Source organism: Streptococcus infantis ATCC 700779, from assembly GCF_000187465.1.
Classification (GTDB): Bacteria; Bacillota; Bacilli; order Lactobacillales; family Streptococcaceae; genus Streptococcus; species Streptococcus infantis.
The window spans coordinates 901,765-924,905 of record NZ_GL732439.1 but is presented as its reverse complement, the minus strand read 5'-3'; the positions used below and the strand labels follow the sequence as shown (position 1 = coordinate 924,905).

The 23,141-nt window shown below is 38.8% G+C and carries 19 protein-coding genes and 1 riboswitch; all 19 genes read left to right on the top strand.

All coding sequences use genetic code 11. From position 1 onward, the window contains the following. Nucleotides 1–111 precede the first annotated feature (111 nt). The 19 genes from dapA to pulA all read left to right on the top strand — a co-directional run bounded on the left by dapA (nt 112) and on the right by pulA (nt 23,052). Nucleotides 112–1,047 (top strand): 4-hydroxy-tetrahydrodipicolinate synthase, encoded by a 936-nt coding sequence (gene dapA / locus HMPREF9423_RS06935; RefSeq protein WP_006148624.1) that lies wholly within the window; start codon nt 112–114, stop codon nt 1,045–1,047. Between the two features lie 109 nt (nt 1,048–1,156). Continuing rightward, a complete protein-coding gene (gene dprA, locus HMPREF9423_RS06930; protein ID WP_025170187.1) occupies nt 1,157–2,014 on the top strand; it encodes a DNA-processing protein DprA in 858 nt (285 codons plus the stop codon). A 119-nt stretch (nt 2,015–2,133) separates the two neighbouring features. Continuing rightward, nucleotides 2,134–4,221: a type I DNA topoisomerase gene (topA, locus tag HMPREF9423_RS06925; RefSeq protein WP_006148622.1), complete on the top strand. Its 2,088-nt coding sequence runs from the start codon at nt 2,134–2,136 to the stop codon at nt 4,219–4,221. Between the two features lie 108 nt (nt 4,222–4,329). Further along, nucleotides 4,330–4,689, top strand: coding sequence for a YbaN family protein (locus HMPREF9423_RS06920; RefSeq protein WP_006148621.1), 360 nt, complete (start codon nt 4,330–4,332; stop codon nt 4,687–4,689). 92 nt (nt 4,690–4,781) lie between these two features. Beyond that, a complete protein-coding gene (locus tag HMPREF9423_RS06915) occupies nt 4,782–5,414 on the top strand; it encodes a copper homeostasis protein CutC (protein ID WP_006148620.1) in 633 nt (210 codons plus the stop codon). 43 nt (nt 5,415–5,457) lie between these two features. Continuing rightward, the gene (locus tag HMPREF9423_RS06910; RefSeq protein ID WP_006148619.1) at nt 5,458–6,114 is read left to right on the top strand and encodes an MmcQ/YjbR family DNA-binding protein; all 657 of its coding nucleotides are present in this window, start codon (nt 5,458–5,460) and stop codon (nt 6,112–6,114) included. A 310-nt stretch (nt 6,115–6,424) separates the two neighbouring features. Continuing rightward, nucleotides 6,425–7,987, top strand: coding sequence for a 2-isopropylmalate synthase (locus HMPREF9423_RS06905; RefSeq protein ID WP_006155599.1), 1,563 nt, complete (start codon nt 6,425–6,427; stop codon nt 7,985–7,987). 11 nt (nt 7,988–7,998) lie between these two features. Beyond that, nucleotides 7,999–9,036: a 3-isopropylmalate dehydrogenase gene (gene leuB / locus HMPREF9423_RS06900; protein ID WP_006148617.1), complete on the top strand. Its 1,038-nt coding sequence runs from the start codon at nt 7,999–8,001 to the stop codon at nt 9,034–9,036. Next, nucleotides 9,033–9,302: a DUF1294 domain-containing protein gene (locus HMPREF9423_RS06895; protein WP_006148616.1), complete on the top strand. Its 270-nt coding sequence runs from the start codon at nt 9,033–9,035 to the stop codon at nt 9,300–9,302. Before leuB ends, HMPREF9423_RS06895 begins: the two co-directional genes overlap by 4 nt. A 3-nt stretch (nt 9,303–9,305) precedes the next feature. Beyond that, nucleotides 9,306–10,688 (top strand): 3-isopropylmalate dehydratase large subunit, encoded by a 1,383-nt coding sequence (leuC, locus tag HMPREF9423_RS06890; protein ID WP_006148615.1) that lies wholly within the window; start codon nt 9,306–9,308, stop codon nt 10,686–10,688. Between the two features lie 9 nt (nt 10,689–10,697). After that, nucleotides 10,698–11,285: a 3-isopropylmalate dehydratase small subunit gene (gene leuD / locus HMPREF9423_RS06885; protein ID WP_006148614.1), complete on the top strand. Its 588-nt coding sequence runs from the start codon at nt 10,698–10,700 to the stop codon at nt 11,283–11,285. Nucleotides 11,286–11,318: 33 nt separating this feature from the next. Then, a complete protein-coding gene (locus HMPREF9423_RS06880; RefSeq protein ID WP_006148613.1) occupies nt 11,319–12,098 on the top strand; it encodes an L-threonylcarbamoyladenylate synthase in 780 nt (259 codons plus the stop codon). 151 nt (nt 12,099–12,249) lie between these two features. Further along, complete coding sequence (locus tag HMPREF9423_RS06875; protein WP_006155598.1) at nt 12,250–14,157, top strand: McrB family protein; 1,908 nt, start codon at nt 12,250–12,252, stop codon at nt 14,155–14,157. After that, the gene (locus tag HMPREF9423_RS06870; RefSeq protein WP_006148611.1) at nt 14,144–15,439 is read left to right on the top strand and encodes an McrC family protein; all 1,296 of its coding nucleotides are present in this window, start codon (nt 14,144–14,146) and stop codon (nt 15,437–15,439) included. Before HMPREF9423_RS06875 ends, HMPREF9423_RS06870 begins: the two co-directional genes overlap by 14 nt. Before the next feature lie 182 nt (nt 15,440–15,621). After that, nucleotides 15,622–16,605 carry a GMP reductase gene (guaC, locus tag HMPREF9423_RS06865; RefSeq protein ID WP_006148610.1) on the top strand — a complete coding sequence of 328 codons (984 nt, stop codon included), beginning with the start codon at nt 15,622–15,624 and terminating at the stop codon, nt 16,603–16,605. After that, nucleotides 16,598–16,694: riboswitch (purine riboswitch) on the top strand. It overlaps the preceding gene by 8 nt. A gap of 76 nt (nt 16,695–16,770) precedes the next feature. Continuing rightward, nucleotides 16,771–17,352, top strand: a complete 582-nt coding sequence (locus tag HMPREF9423_RS06860) for a xanthine phosphoribosyltransferase (RefSeq protein ID WP_006148609.1) — start codon at nt 16,771–16,773, stop codon at nt 17,350–17,352. Continuing rightward, nucleotides 17,352–18,611: a nucleobase:cation symporter-2 family protein gene (locus HMPREF9423_RS06855; protein WP_006148608.1), complete on the top strand. Its 1,260-nt coding sequence runs from the start codon at nt 17,352–17,354 to the stop codon at nt 18,609–18,611. The genes HMPREF9423_RS06860 and HMPREF9423_RS06855 overlap by 1 nt, the downstream gene beginning before the upstream one ends. 93 nt (nt 18,612–18,704) lie before the next feature. Next, complete coding sequence (gene ligA, locus HMPREF9423_RS06850; protein ID WP_006148607.1) at nt 18,705–20,663, top strand: NAD-dependent DNA ligase LigA; 1,959 nt, start codon at nt 18,705–18,707, stop codon at nt 20,661–20,663. 106 nt (nt 20,664–20,769) lie between these two features. Beyond that, entirely contained in the window at nt 20,770–23,052 is a 2,283-nt protein-coding gene (pulA, locus tag HMPREF9423_RS06845; RefSeq protein WP_006148606.1) for a type I pullulanase, read from the top strand. The last annotated feature ends 89 nt before the right edge of the window (nt 23,053–23,141 follow it).

The following is a 23,141-nucleotide window of genomic DNA, read 5'->3' as shown; positions in this document are numbered from 1 at the left end:
GAGTTTGATTTCTCCTTCGCTAGAAAGCGAATCTACTTATTTTACGAACAGAACAGGAGGCAAAGGCAAGTAAGCCCCAGCCTCTTTCTTATATAGAGAAAGGTTTTTTCTATGTCTTATCAAGATTTAAAAGATTGTAAAATTATCACTGCTTTTATTACCCCTTTCCATGAGGATGGGTCAATAAATTTCGACGCTATTCCAAAGTTGATTGAACATTTATTGGCACATCATACAGACGGAATTCTCTTGGCGGGGACGACTGCTGAGAGTCCGACTCTTACTCACGATGAGGAATTGCAGTTGTTTGCAGCAGTTCAGAAAGTTGTTAATGGCCGTGTTCCTTTAATTGCTGGTGTCGGTACTAATGATACACGAGACTCTATTGAGTTCGTCAAAGAAGTGGCAGATTTTGGAGGCTTTGCGGCTGGTCTCGCAATTGTTCCTTACTACAATAAACCATCTCAAGAAGGTATGTACCAGCACTTTAAAGCTATTGCAGATGCCTCTGATTTACCCATCATTATCTATAACATTCCAGGTCGTGTAGTAGTAGAATTGACTCCAGAAACCATGCTTCGCTTAGCGGAACATCCAAACATCATTGGTGTTAAAGAATGTACTAGCCTTGCAAATATGGCTTATTTGATTGAGCACAAACCAGAAGAATTCTTGATCTACACTGGTGAAGATGGAGATGCTTTTCATGCGATGAACCTTGGTGCTGACGGGGTTATCTCTGTTGCTTCTCATACCAATGGTGATGAAATGTATGAAATGTTCACTGCGATTGAAGAGAGTGATATGAAGAAAGCGGCAGCTATTCAACGTAAGTTTATTCCCAAGGTTAATGCTCTCTTCTCATACCCAAGTCCTGCACCTGTTAAGGCAGTCCTCAACTATATGGGATTTGAAGCTGGTCCAACCCGCCTTCCATTGGTTCCTACGCCTGAAGAGGATGCTAAACGCATTATCAAGGTTGTTATTGACGGAGACTATGAGGCGACTAAAGCGACTGTCACTGGAGTTCTTCGACCTGATTATTAAGATAACAAATATAAAAAGAAACTTCCTACAAGTAAAAATTGTTGGGAGTTTTTTTCTTTTTCTACGAATATATAAATAGAGATAGGATGACAAGGAGTTAATAATGAAGATTAAGATTGATAATTTTGAGATTTATAAGTTAAAGCAAGCGGGCTTAAGTAATCAGCAAGTTCTGAAAGTACTTCAATACGGAGAAATTTATGATCAGGAATTGAGTTTAGAGACAATCGCTGAAGCCTCAGAGTGTCGTAATCCAGTAGTTTTTATGGAGCGGTACCATAAACTGACTTTTGAAAGCATGGAACGCCTGAAGAAAGATTTTGAAAAGTTCCCATCATTTTCAATTTTGGATGATGTTTATCCCATTTCACTCAGTGAAATTTATGATGCTCCTGTATTGCTTTTTTATAAAGGAGATTTAAATCTCTTGAAATTACCCAAGGTTGCTGTTGTTGGTAGTCGCTCTTGTAGTCAAATAGGAACCAAATCAGTCCGTAAAATCATTGAAGAATTGGAAAATGAATTAGTTGTTGTGAGTGGACTTGCTAGAGGAATCGACACAGCAGCCCACATGTCAATTCTTCAAACTGGGGGCAAAACGATTGGCGTTATTGGGACTGGTTTAGATGCCTATTATCCACGCTCCAATAAACGTCTTCAAGAATATATTGGAGACAATCATTTAATACTAAGTGAGTACGGGCCAGGGGAAGAACCCTTAAAATTTCATTTTCCTGCCAGAAATCGGATTATTGCAGGATTGTGTCGAGGAGTTATCGTTGCAGAAGCCAAAATGAGATCTGGTAGCTTAATCACTTGTGAGCGTGCCATGGAGGAAGGTAGAGATGTCTTTGCGATTCCAGGTTCCATTTTAGATGGACGCTCAGACGGCTGTCATCATTTAATCCAAGAAGGAGCAAAACTAGCAACATGTGGGCAGGATATACTAGCAGAATTTGAATTTTAATGAATGAAATGATTTCATTTAGAAAACTTTTCTTCTATTATAGGGTGTTATGTCTTGACAGGTTTTTAAAAATGGTTTACACTTTATAAAGTTTAATTACTTTGAGAAGGTGTGATACTGTGGTAACGGCAACCAAAAAGAAAAAATCAACAAGTAAAAAAAATCTTGTAATCGTGGAGTCGCCTGCTAAGGCGAAAACGATTGAAAAATATCTAGGACGTAATTATAAGGTTTTAGCCAGCGTAGGACATATTCGTGATTTGAAAAAATCAAGTATGTCAGTTGACGTGGAAAATAATTACGAACCGCAATATATCAATATTCGTGGGAAAGGTCCTCTCATCAATGATTTGAAAAAAGAAGCTAAGAAAGCTGATAAAGTATTTCTTGCAAGTGACCCGGACCGAGAAGGGGAGGCTATTTCATGGCATTTAGCGCATATTTTAGATCTAGACGAGAATGATACCAACCGTGTTGTTTTCAACGAGATTACCAAAGATGCAGTAAAAAATGCCTTTAAAGAACCTCGTAAGATTGATATGGATTTGGTGGATGCCCAACAAGCCCGTCGTGTTTTGGACCGTTTAGTGGGGTATTCAATTTCACCAATTCTTTGGAAAAAGGTTAAAAAAGGCTTATCAGCAGGGCGTGTTCAGTCTGTTGCTCTTAAGCTAATCATTGATCGTGAAAATGAAATCAATGCCTTCCAACCAGAAGAATATTGGACAATTGATGGTGTCTTTAAAAAAGGTACCAAGCAATTTCAAGCTTCTTTTTATGGAATGAATGGCAAGAAGATGAAGTTGACTACCAATGATGAAGTCAAAAAAGTTTTATCTCATCTTAGCAGTAAAGACTTTACTGTTGATCAAGTAGATAAAAAGGAAAGAAAGCGCAATGCTCCTCTTCCATATACAACGTCTTCTATGCAGATGGATGCTGCTAACAAGATTAACTTCCGTACTCGAAAGACTATGATGGTTGCTCAGCAACTCTATGAAGGAATCAATATTGGTACAGGTGTCCAAGGTTTGATCACCTATATGCGTACGGATTCTACTCGTATCAGTCCAGTTGCTCAGAATGAAGCCGCTAGCTACATCAATGAACGTTTTGGTAGTAAGTATTCTAAACATGGTAGCAAGGTGAAAAATGCCTATGGCGCTCAAGACGCCCACGAAGCTATTCGTCCTTCAAGTGTCTTTAATACACCTGAGAAAATTGCTAAGTATTTGGATAAAGACCAGCTAAAACTTTATACCCTTATCTGGAACCGCTTTGTAGCGAGTCAAATGACTGGTGCAATTTTTGATACCATGGCTGTTAAACTTTCGCAAAATGGTGTTCAATTCGCGGCGAATGGTAGTCAGGTTAAGTTTGATGGTTATTTAGCCATTTACAACGATTCTGATAAAAATAAGATGCTGCCTGATATGGAAGTAGGAGATGTGGTCAAACAGGTTAATAGCAAACCTGAACAACATTTCACACAACCACCGGCACGATATTCAGAAGCAACACTGATTAAAACCTTGGAAGAAAACGGAGTTGGACGTCCATCTACCTATGCTCCAACCATTGAAACAATTCAAAAACGTTACTATGTAAGACTAGCATCTAAACGCTTTGAACCAACTGATCTAGGACAAGTCGTTAACAAGCTGATTGTTGAATACTTCCCAGATATTGTTAACGTGAAATTTACCGCTGAAATGGAAGGTAAACTGGACGATGTCGAGGTCGGAAAAGAAGAGTGGCAACGGGTTATTGATGAATTTTACAAACCATTCTCTAAAGAGGTCGCAAAAGCTGAAGCAGAGATGGAAAAAATTCAAATCAAGGACGAACCAGCAGGATTTGACTGTGAAGTTTGTGGTAGTCCGATGGTGATTAAGATTGGACGCTTCGGTAAGTTTTATGCATGTAGTAATTTCCCAGATTGTCGACATACGCAGGCCATTGTTAAAGAAGTTGGTGTTACATGTCCAAAATGCCATCAAGGGCAAATCATCGAACGCAAAACCAAACGTAATCGTATTTTCTATGGATGCAATCGTTATCCAGAATGTGAGTTTACCTCTTGGGATAAACCTGTTGGACGTGATTGTCCTAAATGTGGTCACTTCCTCATGGAGAAAAAAATCCGTGGTGGCGGGAAACAGATCGTATGTAGCAATGGTGACTACGAAGAAGACAAGATTAAATAAAAATAATTAGGGCTGAAATGATAATTTCAGCTCTTTTTAATTTAAACTTGACAGATTTTATCTTTTTATGCTTAACTAGAAGAAGATTATTCTTACTTAGGAGCAGATATGCGCATTATTTATCTTTGCATTGGATTCATTTCTTTAGCTTTAGCAATCGTTGGAGTTGCCTTGCCACTATTACCGACAACACCCTTTCTCTTGTTGTCAATTGCTTGTTTTTCAAAATCCTCTAAACGTTTTGAAGATTGGCTCTATCATACCAAGCTCTACCAAACTTATGTTGCGGACTTCAGAGAAACTAAGTCTATTGCGCGTGAACGAAAGAAGAAGATTATCGTATCGATTTATATTTTGATGGGAATCTCCATTTATTTTGCTCCGCTCTTACCTGTAAAAATTGCTTTAGGCTGCTTAACAGTATTTATAACCTATTATCTCTTTAAGGTAATTCCAGATAAAGAATAGCTAAAAAAGTCATGATTTTCCTTGATAAAAAGTAGGGGTTACTTAAAACAATATGATATAATAATATCAAAGAAACCTTCAAGGAGTATCAAATGATTTACGAATTTTGTGCTGAAAATGTAACCTTGCTTGAAAAGGCTATGCAAGCTGGCGCTCGCCGTATTGAGCTCTGTGATAATTTAGCAGTTGGTGGAACAACTCCAAGCTACGGAGTGACAAAGGCAGCTGTGGAACTGGCGGCCGACTATGATACGACCATCATGACTATGATTCGTCCACGTGGTGGTGACTTTGTTTACAATGACCTCGAGATTTCTATTATGCTTGAGGATATTCGTCTAACTGCTCAAGCAGGAAGCCAAGGGGTTGTCTTTGGTGCCTTAACAGCAGATAAGAAATTGGATAAGGCTAACCTCGAAAAGTTGATTGCTGCATCTAAAGGTATGGAGATTGTCTTCCACATGGCTTTCGATGATTTGAGCGATGAAGAGCAGTTGGAAGCCATTGATTGGCTCAGCCAGGCTGGTGTAACACGCATCCTCACTCGAGCTGGTGTATCTGGCGACTCGTTAGAGAAACGTTTTGCTCACTACCGCAGAATTTTAGAACACGCTGCAGGAAAAATCGAAATTTTACCGGGTGGTGGGATTGACATGGACAACCGTCAAACCTTTATCGATCAACTGGGTGTGACACAATTACATGGAACAAAGGTTGTCTTTTAAAAAATAGAAAGGAACTGCTAGCTTTTGGTAGCAGTTTTCGCTTATGTTTGAAATTTTTAAAGCCTATCAGTTTAATAGTAAAAAGGCTAAAGAGTATGGTTTTGTAGAAAATCAAGGTGTATGGACCTATAGTTCGACTATCTTGCAGGGAGATTTTCTCATGATGGTTACAGTTGAGGATGGGGACTTAAGTTTTCGAGTTTATGACCAAGAAACTAGGGACCTCTATCCTCAAGTTCATATGGAAAGTATGAGAGGTACTTTTGTCGGAAGCGTTCGAGAGGCTTGTTTAGAAGTTCTTTATGGCATTCGAAAGGCTTGTTTTGAGGTAGAGGAATTTCTCTGTCCACAGACCAAGAGAATCATGACGCTTGTTCAAGAAAAGTATGGCAATCAGCTGGAATATCTATGGGAGAAATCACCTGATACGGCGGTTTTGCGCCATGAAGATAATCAGAAGTGGTATGCTATTTTAATGAGAATTCCTTGGGATAGGCTAGATAAGGGTAGAGAAGGGCTAGTGGAAGCAGTCAACCTCAAACACGACCAAGTAGCTGACTTGCTTTCACAAAATGGGATTTATCCAGCCTTTCATATGAATAAACGCTATTGGATTAGTCTTCCACTTGATGAAACTCTAACTGACGAAAAGGTCCTTGAATTATTTGAGAGAAGTTGGTTTTTGACTTCTAAGAAATAAATATATTTGAGTTTTCAAATACTTTCAATTCGCAAAATATTCTTTATTGAAGAAATTTTCAGAAAATATTGGATTTTTTCTTGACAAGTGATTTTTCCTATGCTAGAATACTAAACAAGACATCAGACAAAGGAGAAAGCCAAACATGAAAACAGCTAAGTTTAATCAATTTGCTTTGTTGTTGAGGTACTCGGACTAGTGCAAAAGCATTAGTCCTGTTTGGCTTACCAAGCGGGAGTAAATCAACATCTCGCTTGGAACCCCGAGTGAGATGTTTTTTCTATATCGAAAATGTGAAGGGAGAATTCTCATGCGTGTAGTTGAGTTTTTAGATACCAGTCTTCGAGATGGTGAGCAGACACCAGGTGTCAATTTTTCAATAAAGGAAAAGGTTGCTATAGCAAAACAGCTAGAGAAATGGGGAATTTCAGCAATCGAAGCTGGTTTTCCGGCTGCCAGTCCAGATTCATTTACAGCTGTTCAAGAAATTGCTAAGGCTATGAAAAAAACAGCCGTGACAGGCTTAGCTCGTTCTGTTAAATCAGACATTGACGCTTGTTATGAAGCACTTAAGGATGCTAAGTATCCACAAATACATGTCTTTATAGCAACAAGTCCTATTCACCGTAAGTATAAGCTCAATAAGAGTAAGGAAGAGATTTTGGAAGCTATCAGTGAACATGTTTCCTATGCACGGAGTAAGTTTGAAGTAGTAGAATTCTCTCCAGAAGATGCGACTAGAACTGAGCTGGACTTTCTCCTACAAGTTGTTCAAACTGCGGTTGATGCGGGTGCGACTTATATCAATATTCCTGATACAGTAGGTTTTACAACTCCAGAGGAATATGGAAGTATCTTTAAATATCTGATTGACAATGTCCAAACAGACCGTCAGATTATCTATTCGCCTCACTGCCATGATGACCTTGGAATGGCGGTAGCAAATAGCCTTGCTGCTGTTAAAAATGGTGCGGGACGTGTTGAAGGAACCATTAACGGTATTGGAGAACGAGCTGGGAATGCTGCTTTGGAAGAAATAGCAGTAGCCCTCAATATTCGACAAGATTATTATCAAGCGGAGACAAGTATCGTCCTAAACGAAACGATTAATACGTCCGAAATGGTCTCTCGCTTCTCAGGGATTCCAGTTCCAAAAAATAAGGCAGTTGTTGGAGGAAATGCCTTCTCTCATGAATCTGGTATTCACCAAGATGGAGTCCTTAAAAATCCTCTCACTTATGAGATCATAACCCCTGAATTAGTCGGTGTCAAGAGTAATAGCCTCCCACTTGGAAAATTATCTGGTCGCCATGCCTTTGTAGAAAAACTGAGAGAACTGGCCTTAGACTTCACAGAAGAGGATATCAAGCCACTCTTTGACAAATTCAAATCACTTGCAGATAAGAAACAAGAAGTCACAGACGCGGATATTCGTGCTCTAGTAGCTGGAACCATGGTTGAAAACCCAGAAGGATTTCACTTTGATGATTTACAACTTCAAACTCATGCGGAAAATGAAATTGAAGCGACTGTTAGATTGGCTAATTTGGATGGTGAGAAAGTCGACTTTAATGAAACTGGACAAGGTTCTGTTGAGGCTATCTTTAACGCTGTTGACAAATTCTTCAACCAATCTGTTCGCTTGGTGTCCTACACTATTGATGCGGTAACGGATGGTATAGACGCTCAGGCAAGAGTCTTAGTTACTGTTGAAAACAAAGATACAGAAACCATCTTTAACGCAGCCGGAATTGATTTCGATGTGTTGAAGGCTTCAGCTATTGCCTACATCAATGCTAATACTTTTGTTCAAAAAGAGAATACCGGAGAGATAGGTCCAAATGTTTCCTATCGCGACATGCCTAGTCTTTAAAGGAGTAAGCTATGACAAAAAAAATTGTTGCCCTAGCAGGTGATGGTATTGGCCCAGAAATCATGGAAGCTGGTTTAGAAGTTCTAGCATCGATAGCCAAAAAAACAGGCTTTGACTATGAGATAGATAGAAGACCTTTTGGAGGTGCAGGTATTGATGTTACAGGACACCCCTTACCAGACGAAACGTTCAAGGCTGCTAGAGAAGCGGACGCTATCCTCCTTGCTGCAATAGGTAGTGCTCAGTATGATAATGCTACAGTTCGACCCGAACAAGGGCTTTTGGCACTCCGCAAGGAACTTAATCTTTATGCCAATATTCGTCCAGTTAAAATTTTTGATAGCCTTAAGCACTTATCGCCTCTCAAACCTGAACGAATTGCGGGTGTTGACTTTGTTGTAGTACGTGAGTTGACTGGTGGAATTTACTTTGGTGATCATATCCTTGAAGACCGAAAAGCGCGTGATATCAATGATTATAGTTATGAGGAAGTAGAGCGGATTATTCGTAAGGCTTTTGAAATCGCAAGAAGTCGGAGAAAAATCCTTACCAGTATTGATAAGCAAAATGTTTTGGCAACATCAAAACTTTGGCGAAGAGTGGCTGAGGAAGTCGCAAAAGATTTTCCAGATGTAACCTTGGAGCACCAGTTGGTGGACTCAGCTGCCATGCTTATGATTACTAATCCTGCTAAGTTCGATGTTATCGTAACAGAGAATCTTTTCGGGGACATCCTCTCGGATGAGTCAAGTGTTCTATCTGGTACACTGGGTGTTATGCCATCAGCCAGTCATTCTGAAAATGGTCCGAGTCTTTATGAACCTATTCACGGTTCAGCACCTGATATAGCAGGCCTAGGAATCGCCAATCCCATTTCTATGATATTATCAGTTGCTATGATGTTGCGAGATAGTTTTGGGCGATATGAGGATGCTAAACGTATCGAAGAAGCAGTTGAAGCAACTTTAGCAGCAGGAATTTTAACGAGAGATATAGGAGGAGAGGCTTCAACCAAGGAAATGACAGAAGCCATCATTGAAAGACTATGAAGATAAATCAAGGAATTACTTTTGCTATTTTGATTTGGAATCTATTGGTATTTATGATTTATGGTATTGACAAATCCAAAGCAAGAAAAGGTGCTTGGCGCATCCCGGAAAAATATTTATTATCATTTGCATTCTTGTGTGGTGGTTTTGGTGCTTGGTTGGCAGGTGTTACCTTTCATCACAAGACTAGAAAATGGTATTTTAAAACGGTTTGGTTCCTAGGAATAGTGACTACACTAGTAGCTTTGTATTTGATATGGAGGTAATGGATGGCAGGAAAATCGATTTTTGATAAATTATGGGACCTCCATGTGATTACAGGAGAAGAAGGACAGCCTCAACTCATGTATGTAGATCAGCACTATATTCACGAGGTGACCAGTCCGCAAGCTTTTCAAGGATTGCGGGATGCAGGACGTAGATTGAGACGACCAGATTTAACATTTGGTACCTTTGACCACAATGTCCCGACGGTCAATATATATGATATTCGAGATGTAATCTCCAAAGCACAGATTGATAAGTTAGCTGAAAATGTTGAAGAGTTTGGAATCGAACATGCGGCCCACGGTTCAGAAAAGCAAGGTATCGTTCATATGGTTGGTCCAGAAACAGGAAGAACACAATCAGGAAAATTTATCGTCTGTGGTGATAGCCATACTGCAACTCACGGAGCTTTTGGAGCGATTGCCTTCGGTATTGGAACCAGTGAGGTTGAACATGTCTTTGCAACCCAAACCATTTGGCAGGTTAAACCCAAAAAAATGTTGGTGGAATTCACAGGAGTTCCTCAAAAAGGGGTTTATGCCAAAGATTTCATTCTAGCCTTAATTGCCAAATACGGTGTTGCTTGTGGTGTTGGCTACGTGGTGGAGTATCGAGGTCAGGCCATTGATGCACTTAGTATGGAAGAACGAATGACTATCTGCAATATGTCTATCGAGTTTGGCTCTAAGATGGGAATTATGAATCCAGATCAGAGGACTTATGATTATTTGAAGGGTCGAGAGTGTGTTCCCAAGGACTTTGATGAAGCAGTAGCTGATTGGAAAAGACTGGTTAGTGATGAAGATGCCGTTTATGATAAGGTTATTCGTTTGGATGTCTCAGAATTGGCTCCTATGGTGACTTGGGGTACTAATCCTGCTATGGGCGTTGACTTTGATTCTAGTTTTCCAGAAATTAAGGATATGAATGATGAACGAGCCTATCATTACATGGATTTGCAACCAGGTCAAAAACCAGCAGATATCCAACTAGGCTATGTCTTTATTGGTTCTTGTACCAACGCTAGACTTAGTGATTTGCAACTGGCTGCGCGATTTGTCAAAGGAAAGAAAATAGCTCCCAATTTAACAGCTATTGTGGTACCTGGTTCTCGACCAGTCAAACGAGCTGCTGAAAAGTTGGGCTTGGATAAGGTTTTCCAAGATGCTGGCTTTGAGTGGAGAGACCCAGGTTGCTCCATGTGCCTAGGAATGAATCCTGACAAAGTACCAGATGGTGTTCACTGTGCCTCAACCAGTAACCGCAACTTTGAAGATAGACAAGGTTTTGGTGCTAAAACACACCTCTGCAGTCCAGCAATGGCAGCAGCAGCAGCTATTGCAGGGCGTTTCGTAGATGTTCGACAAATGCCAGAAGCTCAGTAAGGAGAGGATATGGAGAAATTTACAGTTTATACAGGAACAACCGTTCCTCTGATGAATGACAATATCGATACCGACCAAATTCTTCCCAAACAGTTTCTGAAGTTGATTGACAAGAAAGGTTTTGGTAAATACCTCATGTATGCTTGGCGTTATCTGGACGATAAGTACACTGAGGATCCAGATTTTGTCTTTAACCGACCTGAATATCGCAAAGCTACTATCCTCATCACGGGAGATAACTTTGGAGCTGGTTCTTCGAGGGAGCACGCTGCTTGGGCGCTAGCAGACTATGGTTTTAAGGTCGTAATTGCAGGATCTTTTGGAGATATTCATTACAATAATGAACTCAATAATGGCATGTTGCCAATTGTTCAACCAAGGGAAGTTAGAGAAAAACTCGCCCAAATACAACCAACTGATCAAGTGACGGTCGACTTGGAACAACAAAAAATCATTTCACCAGTCGGAGAATTCTCCTTTGAAATTGATAGCGAGTGGAAACACAAGCTCTTAAATGGTTTGGATGATATCGGTATTACCTTGCAGTATGAAGATTTGATTGCTGCTTATGAAAAACAACGTCCAGCCTACTGGTAGGATTAGAATAAATATAGAAAAGGAAATAGAACTATGACAAAACACATTCAATGGGACGGAACACTTTCACAAGAAGGCTATGACATTTTAAAAGGTGAGGGCGGATGTATCGTTTGTCCTACTAAAGTCGGTTACATTATCATGACTAGCGACAAGGCTGGACTTGAGCGTAAATTTGAAGCCAAAGAACGTAATCGTAACAAACCAGGCGTTGTCCTCTGTGGTAGTATGGATGAGCTTCGCGCTTTAGCACAGCTAAATCCTGAAATCGAAGCCTTCTATCAAAAACATTGGGACGAAGATATTCTCCTTGGTTGTATTCTGCCTTGGAAACCAGAAGCTTTTGAAAAATTGAAAGCATATGGTGATGGACGTGAAGAACTCATGACTGACGTTCGTGGAACGAGTTGTTTTGTTATCAAGTTTGGTAAAGCTGGTGAACAATTAGCTGCCAAACTTTGGGAAGAAGGGAAAATGGTCTACGCTTCATCTGCAAACCCTTCTGGAAAAGGAAATCGTGGTAAGGTTGAAGGAATCGGTCAACGTATCGAAGGAGCAGTGGATCTTGTCATCGAAGCAGACGACTACGTTGCCTCAATCCAACCAGACAAAACAATCGAAACTCGCTACGAGCAAGGTGTGATGGTCTCTATGGTTGATAAAGACGGCAAGCTTATTCCAGAACAAGGAGGAGCACGTTCAACTTCACCAGCACCAGTTGTGATCCGTAAAGGACTTGAGATCGATAAAATCATGATGCATCTGTCAGACACCTTTAACTCATGGGATTACCGTCAAGGGGAGTATTATTAAGATAAAAATAAGTCTAGTGTTAAGAGACATTGAAACTCCTAACGCTGGGCTTTTTCTTTAGAAATTCTTTTCATTTTTTATAGGATATGATATTCTATATATGAAATATATAGTTTTTTATTCGAACATTATTATAAAAGGAGTAAGATTGATGCTGAAAAGAAAAGTCAGTTTGGAAAATTTTTATGCTTGGTACCAAGAAAATAAAATAAGATTAAGAGAAGATGCATCTAAATATAGTATTTACAATGAACAATTACGTGAAGAATTTCTTAAAGAGTGGCCACTTGATAGAATTTTAACACTATCTATCGATGAATACGTCATTGGGAAAGGAGCTCAAAGTAATTCTTTTTGCTACGGTCTTGAGAGGGGAAAATACAAATCTTTATTTATGGGAATTGGAGGCGGAGGTTCTTCAAAATTTGGTATTTATTGGAATGAGGATACTAAAAGCTATAAGAATCAAGCTAATAAAGTCATTCCAGAATCAGAACTAGAAGACCGTTTTAACAAATTAAAAACTGATTTGTATGAGATCATTCAAGCAGGTAGAAAATTAGATTTCAATAATCCTATCTTTGACATGAAAAATTCAAAGAATGAATTTATTGGTCGTTCTGCGGTGGTGACAAAATTACTTTGTATTTATTCTGAGAATCATTCTTTTTTAGGGGTAAATATGAATAGTCAAAAGAGATTCTGGAACAAGCTACTTCCTCAAAAAAATCAAGGGGGGCCTTATCTTCAGAATCATGAGATTTGTCAACTTGTATTGCAAAAGTATCCTGAGCTGGAACCATCATTGTTGGGAAGTATCTTATTTGATTATTCAACACAATTTTTAGACGAAAAAGAAAAGAAAGAAGAAAAAATGTCTCTAGAATATAAGGTTTATTATCCATTGAGTCAAACTCTACTACAATCCAAAAACCTCATCCTTCGTGGTGCACCTGGTACAGGAAAAACTTATCTTGCTAAAGAAATTGCCAAAGAATTAACGGATGGCAACGAAGACCAAATCGGCTTTGTTCAGTTTCATCCATCCTATGACTATACAGATTTTGTGGAGGGGTTAAGACCAGTATCAAATGGGGATGGAGCTATTGAGTTTAGGCTACAGGATGGTATTTTTAAAGATTTCTGTCAGAAAGCAAAAGAAGCCCAATTGATTGGAGGACAAGATAATTTTGATGAGGCTTGGGACTCTTACTTAGAATATATAAATGTTACTGAAGAAAAAGAATATATAACAAAAACATCTTACTTATCTGTTAATAGTAGACAAAATTTGTCAGTAAATTATGATAGTGGTGTTCCAGGATGGTCACTACCTCGCAAATATGTTTACGAGTTGTATAAAGATAAAAATTATAATAAGCAAGAATACTACAAAAGTGGTGGAAGAACTGTCCTAGAAACATTGAGAAAGAGATTTGGTCTGAAAGACTACCTTTCCCCAACAGAAATTGATACAGACAAGAAATTCGTTTTCATCATCGATGAAATCAACCGTGGTGAGATTTCTAAGATTTTTGGTGAACTCTTTTTCTCCATTGATCCTGGATATCGTGGTGAAAAGGGAAGTGTATCTACCCAATATGCCAATCTACACGAAACTGATGAAAAGTTTTATATCCCAGAAAATGTTTACATCATTGGAACTATGAATGATATTGACCGTTCGGTGGACACCTTTGATTTTGCAATGCGCCGTCGTTTCCGTTTTATTGAAGTTACTGCTGAAAGCCAACTAGGCATGCTAGATGATGCTCTTGGTGATAAGGCTGAAGAAGCTAAAGCGCGTCTAAGAAACTTGAATGCTAAAATTGAAAAAGTTCAAGAACTGAATAGTCATTATCATATCGGACCAAGTTATTTCCTTAAACTGGAAGAAGTAGACTTTGACTATGAGTTACTCTGGTCTGATTATCTTAAACCACTTTTGGAAGATTACTTGCGTGGTTCTTATGAAGAAGATGAAATACTGAATACTTTGAAAAAAGCATATGATCTGACAAATCAGCAAGATATTGGTGATGACGATGCAGTTAACTGACAATCAACAGGGCTTAAACAAAGAAGAGTTTATCACAGAATATCCTAAAATTAGTCAAGTTCTTCTAGATAGAACTCTAGATAATCTTTCTCAAGAAGATAGTATCTTTATATTTCCAAACGACCTGAAAAATTCTCCTGATTTGGATAAGGACCAAAAGATTTTGGAAACAGTCAATCAGAAAATTAAAACAGGGAATGTGATTGGATTTCTGGGGTGTGGTCAGGAGAGATTAACCATTTCTTCTCGCTTTTCGAGTAAAAGTGATGACTATTTTTTGCATTATCTATTGCAGAAAGTTCTAAATATCAATCTCACTAGTTTGGATGTTGGTTTATCGCGCGAGGAAATACTCTATCAGCTTTTAATCTACCTCTTTCCAAAGTATTTGGAAGCTGCTATGCGAAAGGGACTTTATAAGGAATACCAGAGGTTTTCCCATAATGATAGTCATATCAAGGGAGTGATTGATGTAGTAAATCATCTCAAGAAAAATCTTCCTTTCACAGGTAATATTGCTTATACTACAAGAGAATTTACTTATGACAATCCGATGATGCAGCTGATTCGTCATACTATCGAGTACATTAAAAATCAAAAATCTCTAGGAAGAGGCATCATATATACTAATCGTGAAAATATTACAGAAATAATTCGTGTAACACCTTCGTATAAACAAGCTGATCGTGCTAAGGTTATTCGACGAAATCAAGATAAACCCCTTCGTCATGCCTACTTTCGCGAGTACAGAAAATTGCAAGAACTTTGCCTGATGATCCTAAATAGAGAAGAGCATGGTTTAGGATACCAAGAGCAAAAAATCCATGGTATTCTTTTTGATGTTGCCTGGCTTTGGGAAGAGTATGTTCATACCTTGTTGCCAAAAGAATTCATCCATCCACGCAATAAAGAAAAGAAAGGTGGTATCTCTGTATTTTCTGGTGGGAAACGAAAGGTATTTCCAGATTTTTATCATAAAGAGTTAAAAATCATTCTAGATGCTAAATATAAAAAATTGGAATTGACTGAAAAGGGAATCAATCGTGATGATCTATTTCAATTGATTTCTTATGCTTATATCTTACAAGCAGAGAAAGCTGGCTTGATTTTCCCTAGCATAGATCAGACAGTAAGTAGTGAAATAGGAAAAGTTGAAGGTTATGGGGTCTTGCTTAAAAAGTGGTCTATCCAAATTCCTCAAAAGACGTCATCCTACAGCGAATTCTATGAAATGCTAGGGAAGTCAGAAAAAATTTTTCAAAATAATATAAAACAAAATTAGAGAGTCTATAAACTCTCTATTTTTTGTGAAATCACGAGTAAAATCCGAACGTTATAAATTTTAGGTTTCAAAATAATTGACAAAAACTTTACCTTAGTTTATAATCTTTAAAGGAAACGTCGGAAAAGGCGTAGTGATGCGCAAGCATAGGTAGGTCATTATAAAAGAAACGAGACATCGAAATGTTAAACGAATTTCCGATTTTTGACTATGAAGATATTCAGCTAATTCCTAATAAGTGTGTTCTTCAAAGTCGAGCAGAAGCTGACACACAGGTGACACTAGGGAAGTACACCTTTAAATTACCAGTTGTTCCTTCTAATATGCAAACTATCTTGGATGAAGATGTTGCAGAACAACTTGCAAAAGGTGGTTATTTCTATATCATGCATCGCTTTGATGAAGCTGGACGCATTCCTTTTGTGAAACGCATGCATGAAAAAGGGTTGATTGCTTCTATCTCTGTTGGTGTTAAAGATTACGAATATGATTTTGTTAGTCAATTAAAGGAAGATGCTCCAGAGTACATCACTATTGATATCGCTCATGGACATGCCGACAGCGTGATTTCAATGATTCAGCACATTAAGAAAGAATTGCCAGATACCTTTGTCATCGCCGGTAACGTTGGTACTCCCGAGGCAGTTCGTGAACTTGAAAATGCTGGAGCAGACGCTACTAAGGTCGGGATCGGTCCAGGTAAAGTATGTATTACTAAGGTTAAAACTGGTTTTGGTACTGGTGGTTGGCAGTTAGCAGCTCTTCGCTGGTGTGCTAAGGCTGCGCGTAAACCGATTATTGCCGATGGTGGTATCCGTACACACGGAGATATTGCCAAGTCAATCCGCTTTGGTGCAAGTATGGTTATGATTGGTTCTTTATTTGCAGGCCATATCGAAAGCCCTGGTAAAACTGTCGAAGTCGATGGGAAACAATTTAAAGAATACTATGGTTCCGCTTCAGAATACCAAAAAGGTGCCTATAAGAATGTCGAAGGTAAGAAAATTCTTCTTCCTGCCAAAGGACATTTACAAGATACCCTAACTGAAATGGAACAAGATTTGCAAAGTTCGATTTCTTATGCTGGAGGTCGAAAGGTAGCTGATCTTAGACATGTGGATTATGTGATTGTGAAGAACTCTATCTGGAATGGAGATGCTCACTAAAAATATGATTACTTATTTATGTCGCGAATTGGCGTGGCGTTTCTACAAGGTACCGTAAATACCTAACAATGAGTAAGTCGAAGAGAGATTAAAGAAGCAGGAATATCTGTTTCAATCTTTCTAAGGGGCTTACTATGTAAGTCCCTTTTTATTTCGGAGGTTATTGTGAAATTACTAGAGGAACGTATTTTAAAAGATGGGAATATTCTAGGTGAGAATATTCTTAAGGTGGATTCTTTCTTAACTCACCAAGTTGATTATAAGTTAATGCGCGAGATTGGCCGCACCTTTGCAGAATATTTTAAAAATGCAGGTATTACCAAAGTCGTAACCATTGAAGCATCTGGAATTGCTCCAGCTCTATATGTTGCAGAACAATTAGATGTACCTATGATTTTTGCTAAGAAGGCAAAAAATATTACCATGAATGAAGGAATTTTGACTGCTGAGGTTTATTCTTTCACTAAACAAGTTACTAGTACCGTTTCCATTGCAGGGAAGTTCTTATCTCCTGGAGATAAAGTATTAATTATTGATGATTTCTTGGCTAATGGTCAAGCAGCTAAAGGTTTGATTCAGATTATCGAACAAGCTGGTGCTACAGTCGAGGCCGTCGGGATTGTGATTGAAAAATCTTTCCAAGATGGTCGTGAACTGTTAGAAAAATCAGGTCATCAAGTCGTATCACTTGCTCGTTTAGAGCGTTTTGAAAATGGAAGAGTTATCTTCAAGGAGGCAGACATCTAATGAATCAAAAAGAAAACCACTCAAAAGCGGCCGTATTGGGCTTGCAACACTTACTTGCCATGTACTCAGGTTCAATCCTGGTACCAATCATGATTGCAGGTGCCCTAGGTTACTCACCTCAACAACTGACATACCTTATCTCTACAGATATCTTTATGTGTGGGGTCGCAACTCTCTTACAATTGCAACTTAATAAATATTTTGGTGTCGGTTTACCTATTGTTCTTGGGGTAGCTTTCCAGTCTGTTGCTCCACTTATTATGATTGGACAAAGTCACGGTAGTGGTGCTATGTTTGGTGCCTTGATTGCTTCTGGTATTTATGTCGTTCTTGTAGCTGGCGTATTTTCTAAGGTTGCAAATCTGTTTCCTTCAATCGTAACAGGTTCTGTCATTACAACAATCGGTTTAACTTTGATTCCTGTAGCTATCGGAAATATGGGAAATAACGTCGAAAAACCAACGGGACAAAGTTTAGCATTAGCAACAATCACCATTCTCATCATTCTTTTGGTTAATATCTTTACAAAAGGATTTATTAAGTCAATTTCTATTTTGATTGGTTTGATTGCAGGTACTATCATCGCTGCGACTATGGGCTTGGTTGATTTCTCTCCAGTAGCAGAAGCTCCACTTGTTCATATCCCAACTCCATTCTACTTTGGTGCTCCACAATTTGAGATTTCTTCTATTGTAATGATGTGTATTATCGCTACTGTATCAATGGTAGAATCAACTGGTGTATATCTTGCCCTTTCTGATATTACTAAAGATCCAATCGATAGCATTCGTCTCCGTAATGGTTATCGTGCTGAAGGTCTTGCTGTTTTACTTGGTGGACTTTTCAATACCTTCCCTTATACAGGGTTTTCACAAAATGTAGGTTTGGTTAAACTTTCAGGTATTCGTACACGTTTGCCGATCTACTATGCTGCAGGTTTTCTTATCTTACTTGGTCTCTTGCCTAAGTTTGGTGCCTTAGCGCAGATTATCCCTAGCCCTGTTCTAGGTGGAGCCATGCTGGTCATGTTTGGTTTTGTTTCTCTACAAGGGATGCAAATCTTGTCTCGTGTGGATTTCGAACATAATGAACACAATTTCCTTATTGCAGCAGTTTCTATTGCTGCCGGTGTGGGATTAAACGGAAGTAACCTCTTCAATACTTTACCAACAGAATTACAAATGTTCTTCTCAAATGGTATCGTCATTGCAAGTACAGTGGCCATCATTTTGAACGCTATTTTGAATCGTAAAAAATAAAAATAAATGAGAAGTGATTGAAATATCCTTCTCATTTTCTTTTTTAGAGCTTCTATATTGTTTCTATAGTCCTTTTTATGGTAAAATGGTTCTATGAATGAAAGAATGAAAGAGCTCGTTGAGTTGCTCAATCGCTATGCGACAGAGTATTATACAAGTGATAACCCATCTGTATCTGATAGTGAGTATGATCGTCTTTATCGTGAACTGGTAGAGTTAGAAATTGCTTATCCAGAGCAAGTCTTGCCAGATAGTCCAACCCACCGTGTTGGCGGTAAGATTCTAGATGGATTTAAAAAATATAGCCATCAGTATCCTCTCTATAGTTTGCAGGATGCTTTTTCACGTGAAGAACTCGATGCCTTTGATGCGCGTGTTCGTAAAGAATTGGATGATGTTACTTATATCTGTGAGTTGAAAATTGATGGTTTATCGATTTCCTTGACTTATGAGCAAGGAATTTTTGCTGCTGGAGCTACTCGTGGTGATGGTTCAGTCGGTGAGAATATCACAGAAAATCTCAAACGTGTCAAGGACATTCCTTTATCATTATCTGAAAAAATAGATATAACAGTTCGTGGTGAATGTTATATGCCAAGAGATTCTTTCAATCAAGTCAATCTTGCTCGTCAAGAAAACGGGGAGCCGGAGTTTGCTAATCCACGAAATGCAGCTGCAGGAACCCTTCGCCAGTTAGATACAGCAGTAGTAGCTAAGCGTAATCTTGCAACTTTCCTCTATCAGGAAGCAAGTCCTTCAACTAGAGACAGCCAAGAAAAGGTTTTAAATCATCTGGAACAGTTGGGCTTTGTGGTTAACCCTAGACGCTTATTAGCCCATAGCATGGACGAAGTTTGGGAATTTATCCAAGAAGTAGGTCAAGAAAGAGACCAATTGCCATATGATATCGACGGTGTCGTGATTAAGGTCAACGACCTAACTGGTCAGGAGCAACTAGGATTTACAGTCAAAGCACCTAAATGGGCAGTAGCATATAAATTCCCAGCAGAAGAAAAAGAAGCGAAACTTCTTTCTGTTGACTGGACAGTTGGTCGTACAGGAGTTGTAACTCCGACTGCTAATCTTACTCCGGTGCAATTGGCAGGTACAACAGTTAGTCGTGCAACGCTTCATAATGTCGACTATATAGCTGAAAAGGATATCCGCAAGGATGATACAGTCATTGTCTACAAGGCGGGAGATATCATTCCAGCTGTTTTACGAGTGGTGGAGTCTAAGCGTGTGTCTGAGGAGAAACTAGGTATTCCAACAAACTGTCCAAGTTGTGAGAGCAAGCTGTTACACTTTGAAGATGAGGTGGCTCTTCGTTGTATCAATCCTCAATGTCCTGCTCAGATTAAGGAAGGGTTGATTCACTTTGCATCCCGTGATGCCATGAATATCTCTGGCCTTGGTCCATCAATCGTAGAAAAATTATTTGCTGCCAATTTAGTTAAAGATGTTGCGGATATTTATCGCTTAACTGTGGAAGATTTTCTCGTGCTAGATGGTATCAAGGAAAAATCTGCTCAAAAGCTCTACCAGGCTATTCAAGCTTCTAAAGAAAATTCTGCTGAAAAACTGTTGTTTGGTTTAGGGATTCGTCATGTTGGAAGCAAGGCAAGTCAGTTACTCTTACAACATTTCCATTCAATCGAATCACTTGCACAAGCAAATCCTGAAGAAGTAGCAAGCATCGAAAGTTTGGGAAATGTCATTGCTCAAAGTCTTCAATCTTATTTTGAGACTGAGGGTGCAAAAATTCTTTTAAGTGAATTGAAAGAATTAGGTGTTAATCTAGACTATAAAGGACAGGTCGTTGCAGTAGATGCTGCCTTATCAGGTCTAACTGTCGTATTGACAGGGAAACTTGAACGTCTTACTCGCTCGGAAGCCAAAAGTAAGCTCGAAAATCTTGGTGCCAAGGTAACGGGTAGCGTATCGAAGAAGACCGACCTTGTTGTAGCAGGAGCAGAAGCAGGAAGCAAACTCCAAAAAGCACAAGAACTTGGAATTGAGATTCGAGATGAAGCTTGGCTTGAGGGTTTGTAAGGAATACACAGTCTAGAATAATCATCTATCATTTCTTGCTTCTATCCAAATAAGTGAATCAAGAAATGTTACTATATAAATTAATAATTAGAAATTAGGGAAAAACATGTACAACTATCCTGTACTTATTCATTATCATCGTAAGGATGAAGCATATCAGAGTTGCAACTTTAGTAAAAGCCTAGCTGATTCAATAGAATTTGTTAAAGAGCAAGAATACTTTGGAGATAAATTTTCATTTACCCAATCAAGTGAAACACCTCTTGAACAAATGGTGTTTACAGTTGATAAAGATGGAGTAAGCAAAGAATATCCTATCCGACTCAATCATTATCCACTCTTAACAGAAGTTTGGATTTTAGATGGAGATGCCACCGTTTATTATTCTGAAAACCCAGCCATTGCAAGTCCACACTATAAAGATCAAAATCCATTTGCTTTTGATAAAGCGATTAACAGTGCTAGTTTTGATCACCACTGGGGTTACCAAGGAGAGTTGGGATGTCAGGTTTCCGAAGAAGAAACAAGCTTTAAACTTTGGTCGCCAACAGCAACAACTGTACAAGTTGTAGTTTATGAATCAGCAAGTAATGATGCGGCTATCCTAAAGACTTATGAAATGCAACGTGGCAACAGTTATTCATATAGTCACAAGGATAATACAATTGGAGTTTGGAATTTGACAGTTCCTGAAAGTCTTGCTGGTCGTGCCTATCAATATCAGATTAATTTTCCACATCATCAATCATTGACACGAGATCCATATACCATTGCGACAAGTCCAGATGGTAAACGTTCAGCGATTCTTTCAGAAAAAGAACGTCAAGTTGAAGGTTTTGAAGTTAAGAATGGAACGGAAGCTACTTGGCGATTGGAAAATTCTTGTCAAGCGGTTGTTTACGAAATGCACATTCGTGACTTGACCAAGTCTGAAACTTCTGGTGTTGCTCCAGAATTAAGAGGAACATTCTTAGGTGCTGCCCAAACTGGAACAGTCAATCACTTCGGTCAGTCTACTGCATTTGACTACATCAAGGAACTTGGTGTTAACTATGTTCAACTACAGCCGATTGCTGACCGTCATAAAGAGTATGATGCAGATGGAAATGTGACCTACAACTGGGGTTACGATCCACAAAACTACAATGCACCAGAAACCAGCATGTCTACGAATCCAAATGATCCAGGTCAAGTCATCCGTGATTTGAAGACGATGATTCAAGCTTATCATGATGCTGGAATTGGCGTCATTATGGATGTGGTATACAACCATACGTTTTCAACTGTTGATGCCCCATTCCAAACAACAGTTCCAGACTATTATTACCGAATGAATCGCGATGGAAGTTATCAAAATGGTACAGGTGTAGGAAACGAGACTGCTAGTGAACACGAAATGTTCCGTAAGTACATGATTGATTCACTTCTTTATTGGGTGAATGAGTTTAATATTGATGGTTTCCGCTTTGACTTGATGGGAATCCATGATGTTAAAACGATGCAGATGATTCGTTGGGCTATGGATGAAGTCGATCCTAAAATAATCCTTTATGGAGAAGGGTGGGATATGGGAACTGGACTTGCTCCTTATGATAAGGCTAAGAAAGACAATGCCTATCAATTACCTAATATTGGCTTTTTCAATGATGATCAACGTAATGCGGTTAAAGGTGCTGAAGTTTATGGTGATATCAAATCAGGCTTCGTAAGTGGTGCTGCCACTGAACCAATTGTTGCCAAAGCTATCCTTGGTAGTCGTGAACTGGGCTCTTATCTAAGCCCTAACCAGGTTGTCAACTATGTAGAAGCCCATGATAACTATAACTTGCATGATTTATTAGCGACACTTCATCCAACAGAAGACCAAGCAAGTATCATGAAAAAGGTAGAAACAGCAACTGCAATGAATCTACTCATGCAAGGTATCTCCTTTATGGAACTTGGTCAAGAGTTTGGACGTACCAAACTGGTTGCTACAGGTGAAAACGGTGAGTTGACTCATGATGATCGCGAACGTGCTATGAACAGTTACAATGCTCCAGATGCTGTTAACCAGGTAGACTGGAACTTAATCAATGAGCGTCAAGAAAGCATAGAATTTATTCGTCAGATTATAGGTCTTAAAACAAAGACTAGGGCCTTTTCATACCCTACATACGAAGAAGTATACCGTCACGTCTTTGTTCACACAGCTATTGAAAATAGTGGCTGGATTGTCTATGAGATTCAGGGAACTAAGGAACATTTCTTGGTTGTATTTAATGCCAAAGGTGCATCTTTCTATTATGAAAATGCTGGAAATCTAGAAATGTTGGTAACAAATAGTCGTTCAAACCAAGAAAACACTCTTGATAATGTGAGCGTTGCAGTTATGAATGTTTTAATTTAAAAAAATAAAACTCAAGATTAATCTTGAGTTTTTTTATATATAAATTTGTCCTAATAAAAAATATGGGAATATTACCAAAAATAGTTGAA

Bases quoted from the DNA above. Each gene is read 5' to 3' on its own strand.
- ligA (WP_006148607.1), top strand. From the start codon at position 18,705: ATGAATGAAAGAATGAAAGAGCTCGTTGAGTTGCTCAATCGCTATGCG.
- HMPREF9423_RS06895 (WP_006148616.1), top strand. From the start codon at position 9,033: ATGAAGATAAATCAAGGAATTACTTTTGCTATTTTGATTTGGAATCTA.
- HMPREF9423_RS06910 (WP_006148619.1), top strand. From the start codon at position 5,458: ATGTTTGAAATTTTTAAAGCCTATCAGTTTAATAGTAAAAAGGCTAAA.
- leuD (WP_006148614.1), top strand. From the start codon at position 10,698: ATGGAGAAATTTACAGTTTATACAGGAACAACCGTTCCTCTGATGAAT.
- HMPREF9423_RS06870 (WP_006148611.1), top strand. From the start codon at position 14,144: ATGCAGTTAACTGACAATCAACAGGGCTTAAACAAAGAAGAGTTTATC.
- HMPREF9423_RS06905 (WP_006155599.1), top strand. From the start codon at position 6,425: ATGCGTGTAGTTGAGTTTTTAGATACCAGTCTTCGAGATGGTGAGCAG.
- pulA (WP_006148606.1), top strand. From the start codon at position 20,770: ATGTACAACTATCCTGTACTTATTCATTATCATCGTAAGGATGAAGCA.
- leuB (WP_006148617.1), top strand. From the start codon at position 7,999: ATGACAAAAAAAATTGTTGCCCTAGCAGGTGATGGTATTGGCCCAGAA.
- HMPREF9423_RS06875 (WP_006155598.1), top strand. From the start codon at position 12,250: ATGCTGAAAAGAAAAGTCAGTTTGGAAAATTTTTATGCTTGGTACCAA.
- leuC (WP_006148615.1), top strand. From the start codon at position 9,306: ATGGCAGGAAAATCGATTTTTGATAAATTATGGGACCTCCATGTGATT.
- HMPREF9423_RS06915 (WP_006148620.1), top strand. From the start codon at position 4,782: ATGATTTACGAATTTTGTGCTGAAAATGTAACCTTGCTTGAAAAGGCT.
- HMPREF9423_RS06920 (WP_006148621.1), top strand. From the start codon at position 4,330: ATGCGCATTATTTATCTTTGCATTGGATTCATTTCTTTAGCTTTAGCA.
- guaC (WP_006148610.1), top strand. From the start codon at position 15,622: ATGTTAAACGAATTTCCGATTTTTGACTATGAAGATATTCAGCTAATT.
- HMPREF9423_RS06855 (WP_006148608.1), top strand. From the start codon at position 17,352: ATGAATCAAAAAGAAAACCACTCAAAAGCGGCCGTATTGGGCTTGCAA.
- dapA (WP_006148624.1), top strand. From the start codon at position 112: ATGTCTTATCAAGATTTAAAAGATTGTAAAATTATCACTGCTTTTATT.
- HMPREF9423_RS06880 (WP_006148613.1), top strand. From the start codon at position 11,319: ATGACAAAACACATTCAATGGGACGGAACACTTTCACAAGAAGGCTAT.